The sequence below is a fragment of the Corynebacterium freiburgense genome, assembly GCF_030408815.1.
In the GTDB taxonomy this organism is placed as follows: domain Bacteria; phylum Actinomycetota; class Actinomycetes; order Mycobacteriales; family Mycobacteriaceae; genus Corynebacterium; species Corynebacterium freiburgense.
The window spans coordinates 2,777,838-2,793,601 of sequence record NZ_CP047355.1 but is presented as its reverse complement, the minus strand read 5'-3'; the positions used below and the strand labels follow the sequence as shown (position 1 = coordinate 2,793,601).

The window sequence follows — 15,764 nt, the reverse complement described above, 5'->3', positions numbered from 1 at the left end:
ATGAAAATTGTTCTGATGTGTTGGCGAGATACCACCCACCCACAAGGAGGTGGCAGTGAGCGGTACCTAGAACGTGTAGGTAGCTATCTTGCTAGTAGGGGGCATCAGGTGGTGTATCGCACGGCAGGGCACGGTAAAGAGCTGCGTGAAGGTATTTTATTTACTCGCGGTGGCGGTAAGTTTACGGTGTATCCCAGGGCTTGGATTGCTATGGTTCTAGGGCGTATCGGTATCGGAGATTTGGCTGGTGTTGATGTGGTGATAGATACCCAAAATGGAATTCCATTTTTCGCCCGAATATTCGCAGGTTGTCCGACAGTAATTTTGGTACATCATTGTCATAAGGAGCAATGGCCGGTTGCAGGGAAGGTATTGTCGCGGCTTGGATGGTTTTTGGAATCAAAAGTGAGTCCAAAAGTACATCAGGGTTGTCGCTATATTACGGTTTCTGAGTCGAGCCGTAGGGAATTGCAGAGTTTAGGCGTCAGGGATATTACGGTGATCCTCAATGGTGTAGACCCAGTTCCTGAGTTTGCGCCATTAGCGGCGGATGGAGTGCATTTAGTGACGCTCTCTCGCCTAGTTCCGCATAAGCAAATCGAACATGCAATGGATGTTGTTGCAGCATTACCTAATGTGGTTCTTGACGTGATTGGCTCGGGGTGGTGGGCGTCGAAATTACGTGTGTATGCGCGGGAGCTTGGAGTCGCTGATCGGGTGGTTTTCCATGGTCAAGTTTCGGAGCAACGTAAACATGCATTGCTTGATCGTGCAAAGGTGCACCTTATGCCATCGCGGAAAGAAGGGTGGGGGCTCGCTGTGACTGAAGCTGCACTTCATGGTGTTCCTACGGTGGGTTATCGCAGTTCAGGAGGCCTTCAGGATAGCGTGCAATTGGGAGCGTTAGCCGATAATAAAGCCGAACTTATTCGGCTTACCGCAAAGCTTATCGACGCCCCGCGGGCTACTCCATTAAGCCCGAACGCTTATTCTTGGCACGCCACAGGGCGGGCAGTAGAGAAATTATTGGAAGAAGTAACCAACCAAGACTCAATCCAAGACCCATCCACCAAGGCCAGCCACGACGAGGTGTGACGTCTGGGATTTTAGTAATAGAATCGCCATCAACTACTACTCCTACCTGCAAGGATTGTAATTCCGAGATATCTCCGTCGCGCCATGCTTGCATAGCTTTTGTGTATCGAGCAGAGGGCGCGTCGATGAGTAGTCCATCGACTTTAAGGGCACCAGATTCTACACTTGGAGACGCCTTCGTGCGGGGATCAAGTGTTGGTGGTAGATCGGTGAATAAGACATCTTGGCCCTCGCCATAACTTTTGATAATTACATTAGTGGGTTTGATCTGCCACAATGCTGCAGGAGCATCGGGGATTTGCAGTAGTGTGAGGCTCACAAGCAACCAGGTTGGGCGTGCGTATTGTGCTAGAAAGACCATGGCAGGAATGGCAAGAATAACCCATTTTTGTCCATCGCGAAGAAGCCCACCGCCAGGAAATTGCAGGATATATTCGAGAATGCCTGGGGTGAGCCAGCCTAGGGATGCTAAGCAAAAACCGACCCCAGCGAGCGTCAATAAGCTGTGCGGAACGTGTCTAAATGCGCTGATTAACAGAATAAATAACGCCACTCCGGCAAGTGCAAAGCCCATATGACGTGATGGGGGGACCGCTTGTGCGTTCCAAATTCCCCCTAAACCTAGTAGTGCGCCGAGTGTGCCAACATACGTTTCGGCCCGCGCAGCAAACATATGTGCGCCGCCAACCGTAGTGTGGGAATGCATAAGCGAAGGAATAATCCACGGCAGGGCGCAGGCTAACCCAAAGCCGCATAATCGGAGTCTATCCGTACGAGTAGTAAGTGCCACGGCGACCGCAGCCACCACGCCCGTCGGCGTTAATGCGCATACCCACATTGCTATATAACGCCGGATTCCAAACGTAGGTGTGGCCACAATGGGGAGGAGCCAAGCGGCAATCACCAATGACCAGTGTCCTTGCAACAAACGTTCAATTATAAATGGATTAACAAGCAAAATCAGCGCAGCTGCGGGATGTGTGCGAAAACTCCAACAGGCCCAAATTGCTGCACCAAAGATTGCAGCCCGCGCTACCCAGGATGCTGGAACAATCTTGCCTAACAATGCCAGCGCACCGTCTTGTGGTGCGTTTCTTGCAGGTAGATCGCCGAAACCGAATGCTCCTAATGAAAGCGCCAGATTATCCAGTACCACCATATCGCGGTGAATAAGCTGTCCCGGAAGTATAAGCGGAAACAGCAAAACACATGGTAGAAGTATTGGAATGATAAGCGTTAGTTGGGCCGGAAATCTCATGAGCGCATTTTTCGCACCACGCCAGTAATGATGAGACCTGCGGCAATGAGGAATCCGAAGTAGCGGGTAACGTCGAGGATTTTTAACGCCCTAATATGCGGGTAAGCGACGTCCCATTGGCGTTGTTTTGTGGCCTCATCCCAGCGTGCGCCATGAGTGTGTAAGTCTACTAATGTTCCGGACTTTGGTTCGACCCAGACGGAAGTTTGTTCGTTGGCAAATTTATATACTTTGACGTCATTGATATATTCCGCATCAACGTAATCTACCGGTTTTTCATCTGACCAAGGGTACGAACGTCGCTCAGTATTTGTGGGGAACATGTACTCTAAACCTCCGCCTTCTGCAGGGTAGGCGTTGGCTTGCAATAACTCGACGGTCTCACTAAATCCATCGGAACGGGAGACGTCTAATTTTATCCGCCCTTTTTTACTTGGCTCCCCTAAGGTTATGTTCGTTTCCAGCGATCCCTCAGGTCCTACCAGCACTGAGTGCATCACAGGTTCGGCACGGTACACTTGGTGCACTACCGTGGGAGCGATGGCGAGGCAACCCAAAAGTGCCGCCCCAGCAGCGAGAGTGCGGTAGGACATGCGTTTTCCTCTAAACTTCGGGTAATGCGGGCCCCTCAATCCTACAACCCCCAGCTTCAAGCGTTGCGCGCCGTGGCGGCGGTGGGCATTGTATTTACCCACGCGGCCTTTCAAACCGGCACTACAACAGGCGTTTTGGATCGTTTCGATTTCTTTGTGCCGGTCTTTTTTGCCCTCTCGGCTTTTTTATTATGGCGGCCCCCAACACCAGGCTATTATCGACGCCGCGCCTCCCGCATCCTGCCCGCTTACGTAGTACTGGTGTTCGTTGTGTTGTTGTTATTGCCGGAGGCGTATGGAGCTTCGATTTCCACGATTTTTGCGAATCTTACATTAACCCAATTGTATGTTCCTCAGGCGTTGCATCCAGGCCTCACGCATTTATGGTCGCTGTGCGTTGAAGTCGCCTTCTACTTAGTGCTTCCGTTTTTATATCGATTGGGATGGAAATGGGTTCTAGCACTCACTTTGCTTAGTTTGGGTTGGCCGTGGTTCCCCTTTGTGCAATCCATTGAATCCATTAACGTACAGATCTGGCCGCCCGCATTCCTTTCGTGGTTTAGCGTTGGGATCTTTGCCGCAGAGTTTCAACATCGCGGTGTTCCGTGGCAAATACGACGCCTTATGAAAAAACGATTACTGTGGTGGTGCTTAGCGGCACTTACTCTTTGGGTTGCAGCCCAGCCATGGTTTGGTCCTCCAGGATTGATACATCCGAGCCCAATTGAATTCCTGCGCCGCGTTTGTGCTGGTGCTGTATTTGCTGCGTGCGTTGTGCTGCCTTACACCTTATCTCCAGGTGCTTGGGCACCGAAGTTTCTTGAGCAACTTGGTGAGTGGTCTTACTCGTTTTTCCTCTGGCATTTAGCTGGGCTTTCAATGGTATTTCCAATTCTTGGTATTAGGCATTTCGACGGTCACTTCTGGCCTGTGGTGCTCCTTACCATCGCCCTCACTATTCCTGTTTCTGCTGCAAGTTATATCTTGGTGGAAAAACCAGGGCGTAAATTCACAATCCCAACGGATTTGTGGGTTCGTCTCCAACCGGAGAAGCTTCATAGCGCCGATACCCACTAGTATTGCAGTATGTTGCAGGTAGATTGCGTTTTCGGACACCACGGGGTGCCAGTCGGTGAAGTGCACCAACGATTTCACAATGGTCACCTGTATGCAATTGCTGGCCCTAATGGCTCCGGAAAATCAACTCTATTACAAACCATTTCGGGTGAATTGGAACCTGTAAGTGGTGGTGTCTTTTTATCTGGTAAAGAGCCCGCTGTCGGTTTTTCTATTCGAATAGCAGAGCCTGTGTTTCTCCCAGACCTTACGGTGGGTGAACATCTTATATTGCTCGCTAACAGGCAAGGACTGGATTATGAATACACTATAGAAACCTGGAAACTCAAAGATTTAGTAAACAGATTCCCAACAACACTTTCCAGTGGGCAACGCCAACGTGTCTACCTTGCGAGCCAATTTGAAAATAAAGCTGACTTCCTACTGCTTGATGAACCAGAACGTCACCTGGATTCTTCATGGGTGGAGTTCCTTGCAGAAAAACTAGCCGAACGTGCACACGAAGGAACACTGATAGTTATTGCAACACATTCTGCGACACTGCTTGCTGCTTGCGACGCTGTGGTTAGTCTATGATTCGGCAAGTTCTCGTCCGATTATCTGATCTATTGTATTGGGTTTTTGCTCTACTTTGGATCGGTGGAGCGTTCGCCAGCTTGATCCTCTGGTTAAACAAACAATCGAATCAGGTCTTTAGCCCTGCGGAACTTCCTATTGCTGTGTTAGCCCTGCTATTGGTGGCCATACTCGCTTCCTGGGTTACTGAATTTCTTTTTCCGCTGCGGGCAAGGTCTGAGCCCCAGTGGATTTACAAACACCGTCCAATGAAATCCTTACGTGCGTTCGATAAAGACTCCTGGATTCAACTTGTTCTTTTTACTCTGTTTGGTTCACTCTTGGGGGCTACGGTTGATTGCTTGCTTATTGGCGCTGTGATTACAGCGGGGATTCGATTGTTATTTTGCTTCCGTGTAAAAGTTGCCTTACCTCCACTTTTACGGGCAGGCCGTACTCGCTTGATTTCTTCGGCTCTATGGAGTGTGCCAGACTCTGAATTAATCTCAGATGGTCTGGCCGCGAATTGGAGGGAACAGAAAACCCAAGACAACCATTCGCCAACTTCCTCAATTTGGAAATTATTCTTTCGACGAGCTTTTCGACGCTCCTATCTTTTGGCCATTGGTCTGATCCAGTTACTTTTGATCGTGGTGCTGGTTAGGTTTTGGCCTGGTTTTACGGTGATTTTTCTTGTGAGTTGGGGAATACTTGGAGCAGGTTTTTACCGGTGTGCTGATTTTCGCCGAATTGGCATCAATACTTGTTGGCCTCATATAGTTCTAGTCGTACATTCTTTTGTTTCTGTATTGGTGGTTATTTTTCTTTTGGATCCCACCAATCTGCTGATGGCTTCGGTCAGTGCCTTCCTTGCGACATTTCAGATTGGCTATCGGCGGGCCCAACCTCGAATTCGTGAAAATCTCAGCGGGCAAGATTTCGATACGGGCATTGGCATTATAATTCCACAGGACGTTCTGATGTATCACCTGTTTGGCCTGCGTCTGGGAATTTTCTTGGGGTTCGTGTGCTGGTGGTTTCTGTGATTTTGTATCGCAATTTGTCTTGTATGCGAGCATCCACCTGGGGACTGTCACATATTCCATTTTTTAACGAAAATTAATGGAATTTGTGACAAAATATGGCCAAAATTGTCGCAAATTCCATAAAAATCTTCAATTTAATGGAATTCGTGACAGATCCCAGGTGAATGGATGTATGCAATCTAATTTCTTGTCGCAAATTCCATCAGAACGGCTTCGAAAAATGGAATTCGTGACATCTCTCCACTTCAGCTAAGCTTTCAGTGGATTTTGGCGCATGTAGATCGGTTCGGTTTGCCCAGGTAATCACGATCGAGGGGGAATGTAAGAATTTTGCCCTGAAACGAGTTTACTAAATTATATATTGTTACAACAAATAGCAAGCGGCAGTTAAAGAACTGAATTAAACAAGCGCAATAAATAGGAAAGGATTAAAAATATGAAAACAGTTCGGAAACTCGCGCCAATTGCGGCACTAGTAACACTATTGTTTACGACCTGTGGAACAATCCAGGACTCTAAAAGCATCCTCACAAGATAAAGCGACAGAATTAGCAAAAACGTCCAGTTCTGAAATAGCGTCGAGCGTATCGGAAACGCTGAAGGAGGTGGACGTCGAACGATGTGATGTGTGCAGGCACTGCAGATGATAAATTCGAATGTTCGTCCGCAGGTGGTGTATTTATGATCAGTGGCAAGGATCGGCGGGTTTCCTTGACAAGCCCGGTGACTGACTACAAGCCGGGAGGGGGTTCGAATAACTCGAGTGATGCAAGTAGCTCAATTTCTACAAAGAATCTCGCAGCATCTGCCACACAATGCGGCACGATGAATACTGGCGATAAAGTTGAGATCAGGTCGGGGGGACATTGAATGCGACGAGGCGATTGCACAGCTTGAGCATTACGTCTCGTTCCGCTTTCGTCTAACTAACCCTTCCTCCACTTCCACTTCGGCAGGTTCACAGGCGCTAGTGCTCCGAGGGAGATACAGCAGGCCCAGGCGAGGAAGTTGCGGTCGCCAGCGTATCCGATTTCTGGCCAGGGGGCGTGGGCTAGCCAGAGTCCGGCGAAGCCGATACCAAGCAGGGTGAAGTATCGGTTGCGGGCGAGTGATCCTGCAATTGAAGCTAATGCACCCACGGGTCCGGCGGTGATTCCGGCGACTGCGGCGGAGAGGATCCAGAGGAACCTGCTGTGTCGCCAAGGGATAATAGCTAGGGGTGCCAGCCGCTTTCTTCGTCTGTGGAACCAGTACAAAACAGCCAGTACAACCGCTGCGAGTGCGCCTCCACCAGCCAGCCCGTATCGGTAGGGTTTATCGCCGGCGAATTCGAATCTGACATCTTCGGGTTTGCCGTGTTCGAGTTTGAAGGCTTGGGTGGCGGCGTCGATTTGTATGGGTGTGAGTTCTTTGTCACCAAGGTAGGCATGCATGCCGGGGTTGTATGCGCGGCCGGTGATTAAGAGTCGTGGTCCGGGTTCAGGGGAAAAGCCTGGGGTAGTAAGTGTGACCCAGTCGCTATGGGTTGCAAGATCGTGTTTACCTTGTTTGAGCTGGATCGATGAGCCGCATTCGTGTTCTACGCCGTCCAAGGTTATTGGGTGTTTACAGTCAAGGTTTACTTCCATATCGCGCGGTGCGGTAAAGCGGCGCAGGATCATACCGGTGGGTACGAATACTCGCTGGAACACGAATTGTTGTACATCCGGTGAAGTATCGGGTACCACAACACGGTGGGTGGTTTCTTCGCCCTCAATGCTGAATTCGGCGATGCCGCCGTGCGAGACGTCGACACGCACAGTGGAAATTTCGCCCAGGAGTTGGATATGTTCGGTTTTCCCTGCGCGTAAGATTTCGGGTTTGCCGTTGACTATTACTTCCATTCGGCGTGTGCCACGGATTTTTACTATGGGGTCATGGAAATCGCCGTGTAGTGCAATCCACCCTCGACCTATGGGGAACCATGCCGTACTTTCTTGCTTATCGACGGCCGCGCTCACCGACCTTGCTGGATCGGCCCAGCCTAGCTGGTGGATACTGTCCCCCGCCGAGGATGCGGAGATTTTTGGTCCAGTAGTTTCCAATATTGTTCGTGGCCCGGCGGATACATAATCGCGAACCCTTGCGTTTTTGGTTAAGGGCGCGGAGACGGCGCCTTCCACGCGGCCAAAGTTCCGTTCAACCAGCATTGGGGTGTCCGTAACAATGTCGGCGTTTTCGGAAACCAGTTCACGTGGTTGGTAGCCGTTAACTTGATCAAGAAGAGCAAGGACTTCGCCACCGCCAGCCACCTTGACAGGCTTTGTCTCGGTGACCTGCATGTCTGCGTTTCTATCAAGTTCAACAATATCGATTTTTCCGAACTTGTGTACCTTTAAACCTTTGTAGTCCGGAAGGTTATGTTTGCCTAGCAGGTCTTTCCGAATCACCACAATGCCCACGCCGAGGCGTCGAGCAGCAGTGAACGGATCCTCAACACTACTTATGCCATCCAAACCGCGAATTGCTTCCGGTGGTACTAGGGGAATAGCGTCCCGTACTACCCACGGCACTTCCAAGAGTGGTTGTAGCGGCTCATCGCGGGTATTTCCCCAGTTAAATCGGGCGAATTGTGCGGAAGGGAGGATCATGGTTCGGGTATCTTGGGCGTTTTTATTAAGCCAATCTGCCGCTTCGCTCCAGTATTCGGGGACCTTTGGGTAAGAGCCTTCTGGTAGTAATCGAAACGCCGGAGCCAGGGATGTGGCGACGCAGAGTACGCACATTAGGTACGCGGCGTCGCGACGCGACTCCCACCGGACTGCAAAAGGAAGCGTAGCCAGCCCCAAACACAATGGTAGGCGCACTAAAAGATCAAATTTATGTACGTTGCGCAGTGCCACTAGTGGGCCATCGAGCAGGGCGGAGGCATGGAAACTGCCAGCCAATACCAATACGCCAATAAGGAACATTACCCGCCATACTGGGTGTAATCGCCGCAACCCAAACATTCCCAGTCCGGCGACTGCGCAGGTGAGCAAAATAAACTCTGCGGAAACCGCAAGCTGGTGCCCCGCAATCCGTTCGGTAGACACAAACGGTGTCCAACTCGTGGTGCCGCGAAGTACCTCTGTAAGATTCAGCCAGCGCGTGGTTACCGCAGCGTTTTCAATATAGTCGGTAAATGGTGGTGCGTATTTTCCCAGGACAAGCAGCGGAATAATCCACCAGAGGCTCACCAAACACCATGGCACCCACACAAAAAAACGGCGTTGCCAAAGTGCAATTATTCCGGCAGGAATGCATGCTGCCAATGTTGCCGTAGCATTTACCGCGCCCATACAAGCGACGGCGAGTGTCGCCACCCAAGGGTTTCGGCCAAGCACACCTACTACAACCCATGGCGCCAACATGGTCGGCCACGTTTCTGACGATATTGCACCAAGTGTGGTGAGTGTGTGGGGTGAGAGTACAAAAGCCGCGGCGCCAAGGAACCTTCCAAGTTGATTGCCCTGGTCTAGGGTCTCGCAAAGTTTTAAAAATCCAGACCAACCTATACATAATGCCAACGACCACCAAAGTCGCTGTGCAATCCAATCAGGAAGGGGGTCTGTGAGTAAGAAAAAGAGCCCTTGTGGGAACAGATAGCCATATGCCTGGTTTTGCACTTGTCCGAGGGGAAAGGTATCCGACCATGCAGAAAGCGCACCTGCTAAAAAACCTGCCGGGTTTGCTGCCAAATCATGCTTGGTATCGGCGGCCGTTAGTCCTGGTGACTGCACAAAACACAAGAGGGTCAGCAGCACCCAACCAAGGCGATGCATAGAAATCGTATTGATAGCTATTTCCGCGAACCGTACTCCGCGCCGCCGAGGAGTGGATCCTTTACACTTTCACCACTTTGCAGTGGTACGGCATTGGGTTGAGAAAGCTCAGCTATTCCGGCGATGGCTGCCACCCCGAGTACCACGCCAATCACTGCGCTGGCAAGCGCCGGCCCGATGGATCGACGAGTTAGAGAATCAGAATCAAATGCCATCACGCTCTCCTTCCTAGCCTTTTAAGGTGATGTTGGGCGGGACGCTCAGCTTCCGTCATGATTTGGAGGATTATTTAACATTATCCGTTGAGTTGGTTTGGAACAATGCATTGCACGGTATACATAGTAAACCTGCAGTGTATATCCCTATTTGGTGGGGTCCTGACAAGAATACCTGAGGCCTTTCTATATTGGTGGAAGTTTTTTGGGGGGTGCCAGATTCTTATGTCATCTCAGCTTACGCGGTACTGTTGTTTCTGTGCGTGCATCGAAGACCTCACTCATCGTGTTTGGCCTCTTGATCGGACTTTTTGTGTTGTCCATCCTTGTTTACGGGGCGGATTTCCTGCTGTCACGTGGCACTATTCCACGTGGCGCGACCGTGGCTGGCGTGAGTATTGGCGGCTTAACCCCAAGCGAAGCTGAGAAGCGGCTTCAGTCTGCTAAAACTCCAACCAAGGTGGAGGTTAAGTCCAATGATATGAAAGCAACTTTCGCGCCGCCTGAGGCTGGGTTGGAGCCTGACTGGAAAAAAACGATTGAGTCGGCTGGTACGCGGGGATTCAATCCCTTTCCCTTTGCTCATGAAGTTCCCATTGTAAGTAAGGTCAATAAGGAGCTTTTCGACGTCACTGTGGCTCGGCTCTCCGATGAGCTCTCTCGTGACCCCGCCGACGGTGTGATTGTCCTCGAAGGCGGAGAAGTGAAAGTCACTGATCCAATTATTGGTCAAAAGACCAGTGCCGAAATGCTTCAAGTTATTCAAGAAGACTGGGTGAATCCAGCTGGTGTGACCATAAAAGCTCCTACCACGGATCCAGCAATTACAAAAGATATCGTCGATGCTGTTGCAGCAAAAGAAGCAAAAAGTGCAGTTTCGGGCCCGGTAGTGCTCAAAGGCCGCGATGCTGAAGGCATTATTCCACCAGATAGGATGGGGGAAGTGGTGACCTTTGTGCCGGAAGGGAAGACCCTTAAAGGCGTGGTCAATCCAGAAATCGCGCGAAATATTTTTGCTGAAGGGATTGGTAAATCCGAAAAGCCTAAAAAGAATGCCCAAATTACACCTGGAGGGGTTGTTCCTCATGAGGATGGTGTGCGGATCGATTGGGATATTGCGCTTAAAGACCTGGATAAACGAATTCTTGCGAATGGTGAGCGAGAGTTTGATGCCGTATATATCGATGAACCAGCTACATTCACTACCGCGCAAGCTGAAAGCGCCACCTTTGATGAGGTTGTTGGAGAATTTACTACCGGTGGTTTTTCAGCTGCATCGGGTGTAAATATTCGCCGCACGGCTGAAATAGTCAATGGTGCCGTGGTCGCGCCTGGCGACGTATTTTCACTGAATGAATGGACGGGTCCGCGAGGCACAGCCCAAGGTTTTGTGGAATCTGGAATTATCCTTAATGGTCGGGCTGATACCGCAGTTGGTGGTGGCATTAGTCAGTTTGCTACAACACTGTATAACGCATCCTATTTCGCTGGTATGGAGGATGTAACTCACACACCTCACAGCTACTATATTTCCCGCTATCCAGCGGGACGTGAGGCCACCGTATTTGAAGGGCAGATCGATCTGCAATTCCGTAATACATCACCACATCCTGTGCTTATTCGAGCAAGCGCGGACGCTTCGAACGTAACAGTCCGACTGATGGGTGTGAAGACAGTTCAAGTGGAATCAGTTCCAGGTGGTCGCTGGGCGCAGACTTCACCCCATACGGTGAAGGTTTCTGGGCCAAAATGCTCACCTTCAGAAGGGGCGCCGGGGTTCACTACCTCCGATACACGAATTATCCGCGACCTTAATGGTGCGGAAATTTCCCGCCAAACAACACAAACAAAGTACGATCCTTCACCGATTGTTCGGTGTGATTAAGGCAGCTAGTTAGCCGAAATTATTCTTCGTTCGGTAAGACGGGTTCTATAACTTCGGCTATGCCGTCTTCATCATTGGTGCCAGTCACCCATTTTGCGGCACGGATTACATTTGGGTCGGCATTGCCCATTGCAATGCCAGTCCCTACATACTGCAGCATTTCGATGTCATTTCTACCATCACCAAATGCGACGGCGTCAGACGCGGGGATGCCTAACTTTTCAAGAACCCACGCTACACCTGTGGCTTTTGTGGCATCTGCAATGGTTTCCGTTTCACCACTTGCTAAGGTGCTTAAGGTCCCATCGCAGGTCACAGTGTGAACTGGAAAGTCCAATGTAATGGGTACTCGCACAAAACCTGTAGCGAAGATAATGGCACTGCCAGCATTATGGGCGCGTTCTAATGCAGAAAGCGTAGCTGGGGAGATTTGACCTTCAGAGGTGAGCAGTGTGCCTTCAAGGTCGCAAATAATCGCCGCTGGCAGTGTATGTAGCCGTTTTCTATGGGGCAGCCTGGATAGGATCAAGCGAGCCTGTGCGGCAATAGGTGCAAGATCAGATGGATTGATTTGAGCAGCGCTTGTTTTGATTTGTTCCACTGCTGCAACGATCTTTTCTTTGCCGTCGCTGACTCCGAGTGTGACTTCGTTGGAAAGTTCCTCCATGGTGTTTTTGATCCACGCGATTATTTGCGGATCTTCTTCAGTTTTTCCGGATCGCGGCAAAAGAGCTTTTATTTGGGTGTTTAATGCGGCAAGATCTTCGCGTAACTTTCGGATTCGGTGGCGTTCGGCCTCCACTACGCAATCCTCCGTTTGTGCTTCTTGCAAGGTAGGGGCACCTCCACCAAACCGTGCTGGCACCCACAAAGCGCCAGCTGGAAAAGCGCCATGAGCTGCTTGGTATTCATTCCAAATAGCTTCTAAACCTTGTTTCATGGTTTCGCTGAGCTTTATTGTTGCCGTTTCCGGCGAACCTTGAGGGATCGAGGGTTCTAAAACTTTAATGTGTATAGGAGTATTTGTCCTACCTAGGTTTTTCTTTTGTCCTTTGGTCCAAATCCGCTGTGAACCGAAGATAATTACGGGAATAATTGGCACATTGGCTTCTTGTGCCATACGTACGGCGCCACTGCGCATGTCTTTGATTTCAAAACTGCGGGAGATTGTGGATTCTGGGAAGATTCCCACCAGTTCACCATCACGCAACATTTGGACTGCGCGTCGGTATGAGTCTTGCCCGTCGATTCGGTCGACAGGAATGTGGTTCATGGCGCGCATAATAGGGCCAACAAGGCGATGCTCAAAGACTGATGATTTCGCCATAAAGCGAATCAACCTTTTATATTTGCGGAATGGGACTCCAGCAAACATGAAATCTAAGTAGCCGGTGTGGTTGGCAACAATTACCGCACCGCCTTTTTCGGGCACATGTTCTAACCCAGTCATGGTGATTTTTAGCCCCTGAACCGCGAAAAGGGTGCGAGTCAAACCAACAACTGACGTATAGAAAATATCCCTTGGCATAGTGGCTATCGTACTCAATAACGTGCGTAAACTCACTATTGCCCTCGCTTGGGTAGTGCGCCACATAATTTTTGGTGTTACTGTTGTGAATATAATGAGTGATTGCCAGTGTTCATTTGCGGATAGCCTTCGATCAGGATAACGACTCGCCTGAACGTGATACAGCAATCGTTAATTCCCGGTAAGTGATAATTGTAAAATTTATTTCTAGGAGGGTAAATCGTGGCCACGGTCTCTACGCGGGCTTTTAATCCCAACTATTTCAAGGATGCTTGGGAAAAGTTTGGAACTGAACAGTTTGATCTTGTCATTATTGGTGGCGGCTCGGTCGGTGCTGGAGCGGCGCTGGACGCTGCTACGCGGGGCTTAAAAGTCGCAGTTATTGAAGGTAGGGATTTTGCCGCTGGTACATCCAGCCGTTCCTCCAAGATGTTTCACGGCGGATTGCGCTATCTGGCTATGTTGGATTTTCGCTTGGTGGCGGAATCGTTGCGTGAGCGCGAGCTTTCCATGTCTACGCTGGCGCCGCATTTGGTAAAACCATTGCGGTTTATTTTCCCCTTGACTCGCAGGGTCTGGGAACGCCCATATATGGCTTCAGGATTTATGCTCTATGACCTTATGGGAGGTGCAAAGAGCGTTCCCATGCAAAAGCATCTGTCGCATAAAGGCACGATGAAAATCGCGCCAGGGCTTAAGGATGATGCCCTCGTTGGAGGTGTTCGCTACTACGATACGCTTGTCGACGACGCGCGCCACACCATGATGGTTTTGCGTACAGCTGCAGAGTTCGGGGCATTAGTTCGAACTTCGACACAGGTGGTTGGATTCGAAAAAGAAGGTGATCGCGTAGTCGGTGCGAAAGTCCTCGACTCCGATACCGGAAACACGACGACGATCCGCGGCTCGGTATTTATTAATGCCACTGGTGTTTGGAATGACGAAATTGAGAAACTTGCTGGTGTACAAGGCAAATTCTCTGTGCATACATCCAAGGGTGTCCATATCGTTGTTCCCAAATCATGTTTGGATGCGGATGCGGCACTATGCTTTGTCACGGAAAAGTCTGTGCTGTTTGTGATTCCTTGGGGTGAATACTGGATTATTGGCACAACTGACACGGATTGGACTATGAATCTTGCCGATCCTGCACCAACTCGTGCTGACATTGACTATATTTTGGACCATGTTAATGCCAAGGTACGCCGGCAGATAACTCATGGTGACATTGTTGGTGTTTTCTCTGGCTTGCGCCCACTGGTTGAAGGCTCTTCAGACTCCACTACAAATCTTTCAAGGAACCATGCGGTTGCACGAGTCGCGCCCGGGTTTGTTTCAGTAGCCGGTGGAAAGTACACCACGTACCGCGTGATTGGTAAAGACGCTGTTGATAAAGCCGCGGAGGACATTCCCTTTACGGTTCCTGATTCAGTGACGGAATCCACACCGCTATTGGGAGCCGATGGTTACCATGCACTTGCGAATCAAGTGGCACCTTTGGCAAAGCGACTTGGTTTAACCGAAACCCAGGTTGACCACTTATTGGGTCGCTATGGATCGTTGATTTTTGAAGTTTTGGAACCAGCAGAATCAGATCCTCAATTACTCCAGCCGGTACCTGGTGCTGAAGGGTACATCCTGGCAGAAGTTCGATACGCAGTAACGCATGAAGGTGCAGTCCACCTTGAGGACATTTTGCATCGACGTCTTCGCATTGCCATGGAGTATGCGGATCGTGGGGTTGAGGCAGCAGAAGCTGTAGCTACACTTGTGGCTCCATTACTGGGCTGGGATGCAGCGAGGATTGGGCAAGAACTCAAAGTGTATCGTGATCGCACAGCGGCCGCACTAGAGGCAGAAAAGCAACTTACAGATAGCGATGCGAATGCTGTAGCTACGGCTGTGGTTGATACTCGACCTGACATTGATACGTCACAGGATCGGTGATTATGCTGACGTTTTCTCAAGCCTTCTGGTGGGAATTCCTGGGAACCGCAATGCTTTTGCTTTTTGGTAATGGCGTATGCGCCGCAAACGCACTTCGGACTTCTGCGGCGCGTGGTTCCGGTTGGTTGGTTATCGCTTTAGGCTGGGGCTTGGGCGTGTTTTTAGGGGCTTCCGTAGCAGATGTTTCCGGTGGGCACTTAAACCCAGCAGTCACCATTATGGCTGCGGTGGCTGGCGACATCCCGTGGCGTATTGTTCCCGGTTACATTCTCGGCCAAGTATTAGGAGCGATGTTTGGTGCGTTACTTGCCTGGGCAGCCTTTAAACAAATGTTTGATGCTAATAATGTGGATAGCACTGGCAAAGTAACACGAGCGAATCATGCTACTGGAACAATTTTCTTTACCCAGCCAGCGCATCCGCACAATGGATGGAACATCGTCACCGAGTTTATTGGAACCTTCGCGCTTCTCGCCTTTATCGTGTTTGGTCCGACAGGTGGTGCAACACTTGGGCCAATGAAGTACTTTGCGGTGGCCTTTATTGTGGTGGCTATTGGTCTTTCCCTTGGAACTCCGACCGGCTATGCCATTAATCCGGCTCGTGACCTTGGTCCCCGTCTTATGTATGCGTTTGTATTGCCAATTAAAGACAAAGGGTCCCCGAATTGGTCATATGCGTGGGTGCCCATTGTCGGGCCAACGCTCGCAGCAATAACTGTCGGCCTGATAACACTCGCACTGTAAATACCTCAAGGAGAAA

At 50.2% G+C, this 15,764-nt stretch carries 11 protein-coding genes and 1 pseudogene; 7 read left to right on the top strand and 5 right to left on the bottom strand.

What is annotated here, in order from left to right:
* On the top strand, positions 1 to 1,095 hold the full coding sequence (locus CFREI_RS12575; RefSeq protein ID WP_027012902.1) for a glycosyltransferase family 4 protein: 1,095 nt from the start codon (positions 1 to 3) through the stop codon (positions 1,093 to 1,095).
* Here CFREI_RS12575 and CFREI_RS13455 read toward each other — a convergent pair.
* Positions 1,073 to 2,353, bottom strand: a pseudogene (locus CFREI_RS13455) (MmpA family trehalose lipid delivery protein); the annotation flags it as partial. The gene CFREI_RS12575 and the pseudogene CFREI_RS13455 sit on opposite strands and share 23 nt — an antisense overlap.
* Positions 2,350 to 2,946 carry a DUF3068 domain-containing protein gene (locus tag CFREI_RS12570; protein WP_027012904.1) on the bottom strand — a complete coding sequence of 199 codons (597 nt, stop codon included), beginning with the start codon at positions 2,944 to 2,946 and terminating at the stop codon, positions 2,350 to 2,352. The gene CFREI_RS12570 and the pseudogene CFREI_RS13455, both read right to left, overlap by 4 nt.
* Positions 2,947 to 2,970: 24 nt before the next feature.
* On the opposite strand from CFREI_RS12570, the gene CFREI_RS12565 reads away from it, so the two are divergent.
* From CFREI_RS12565 to CFREI_RS12555, 3 genes are all read left to right on the top strand, one after another.
* The gene (locus CFREI_RS12565) at positions 2,971 to 4,023 is read left to right on the top strand and encodes an acyltransferase family protein (protein WP_084170767.1); all 1,053 of its coding nucleotides are present in this window, start codon (positions 2,971 to 2,973) and stop codon (positions 4,021 to 4,023) included.
* Between the two features lie 9 nt (positions 4,024 to 4,032).
* Positions 4,033 to 4,599 carry an ABC transporter ATP-binding protein gene (locus CFREI_RS12560; protein WP_027012905.1) on the top strand — a complete coding sequence of 189 codons (567 nt, stop codon included), beginning with the start codon at positions 4,033 to 4,035 and terminating at the stop codon, positions 4,597 to 4,599.
* A 341-nt stretch (positions 4,600 to 4,940) separates the two neighbouring features.
* Complete coding sequence (locus CFREI_RS12555) at positions 4,941 to 5,624, top strand: hypothetical protein (protein ID WP_156907768.1); 684 nt, start codon at positions 4,941 to 4,943, stop codon at positions 5,622 to 5,624.
* A 926-nt stretch (positions 5,625 to 6,550) separates the two neighbouring features.
* Here the strand turns inward: CFREI_RS12555 and CFREI_RS12550 are convergent.
* A complete protein-coding gene (locus tag CFREI_RS12550; protein ID WP_035112205.1) occupies positions 6,551 to 9,427 on the bottom strand; it encodes an alpha-(1->3)-arabinofuranosyltransferase domain-containing protein in 2,877 nt (958 codons plus the stop codon).
* 17 nt (positions 9,428 to 9,444) lie between these two features.
* The gene (locus CFREI_RS12545; protein ID WP_027012909.1) at positions 9,445 to 9,642 is read right to left on the bottom strand and encodes a DUF2613 domain-containing protein; all 198 of its coding nucleotides are present in this window, start codon (positions 9,640 to 9,642) and stop codon (positions 9,445 to 9,447) included.
* Between the two features lie 259 nt (positions 9,643 to 9,901).
* Here CFREI_RS12545 and CFREI_RS12540 point away from each other — a divergent pair, with 259 nt between their 5' ends.
* The gene (locus CFREI_RS12540; protein WP_027012910.1) at positions 9,902 to 11,527 is read left to right on the top strand and encodes a VanW family protein; all 1,626 of its coding nucleotides are present in this window, start codon (positions 9,902 to 9,904) and stop codon (positions 11,525 to 11,527) included.
* A gap of 19 nt (positions 11,528 to 11,546) precedes the next feature.
* Here CFREI_RS12540 and CFREI_RS12535 read toward each other — a convergent pair whose 3' ends face one another.
* Entirely contained in the window at positions 11,547 to 13,055 is a 1,509-nt protein-coding gene (locus CFREI_RS12535) for an HAD hydrolase family protein (protein WP_035112206.1), read from the bottom strand.
* 222 nt (positions 13,056 to 13,277) lie between these two features.
* Between CFREI_RS12535 and CFREI_RS12530 the strand changes: the two genes are divergently transcribed.
* Both CFREI_RS12530 and CFREI_RS12525 read left to right on the top strand, forming a co-directional pair.
* Positions 13,278 to 15,002, top strand: a complete 1,725-nt coding sequence (locus tag CFREI_RS12530) for a glycerol-3-phosphate dehydrogenase/oxidase (protein WP_035112207.1) — start codon at positions 13,278 to 13,280, stop codon at positions 15,000 to 15,002.
* Positions 15,003 to 15,007: 5 nt separating this feature from the next.
* A complete protein-coding gene (locus CFREI_RS12525) occupies positions 15,008 to 15,748 on the top strand; it encodes an MIP/aquaporin family protein (protein WP_027012911.1) in 741 nt (246 codons plus the stop codon).
* Positions 15,749 to 15,764: the final 16 nt, after the last annotated feature.

What these genes read in the sequence shown, in the direction of transcription:
- CFREI_RS12575 (WP_027012902.1), top strand. Translation starts at nt 1, where the DNA reads ATGAAAATTGTTCTGATGTGTTGGCGAGATACCACCCACCCACAAGGA.
- CFREI_RS12570 (WP_027012904.1), bottom strand. Translation starts at nt 2,946, where the DNA reads ATGTCCTACCGCACTCTCGCTGCTGGGGCGGCACTTTTGGGTTGCCTC.
- CFREI_RS12565 (WP_084170767.1), top strand. Translation starts at nt 2,971, where the DNA reads ATGCGGGCCCCTCAATCCTACAACCCCCAGCTTCAAGCGTTGCGCGCC.
- CFREI_RS12560 (WP_027012905.1), top strand. Translation starts at nt 4,033, where the DNA reads ATGTTGCAGGTAGATTGCGTTTTCGGACACCACGGGGTGCCAGTCGGT.
- CFREI_RS12550 (WP_035112205.1), bottom strand. Translation starts at nt 9,427, where the DNA reads ATGCATCGCCTTGGTTGGGTGCTGCTGACCCTCTTGTGTTTTGTGCAG.
- CFREI_RS12545 (WP_027012909.1), bottom strand. Translation starts at nt 9,642, where the DNA reads ATGGCATTTGATTCTGATTCTCTAACTCGTCGATCCATCGGGCCGGCG.
- CFREI_RS12535 (WP_035112206.1), bottom strand. Translation starts at nt 13,055, where the DNA reads ATGCCAAGGGATATTTTCTATACGTCAGTTGTTGGTTTGACTCGCACC.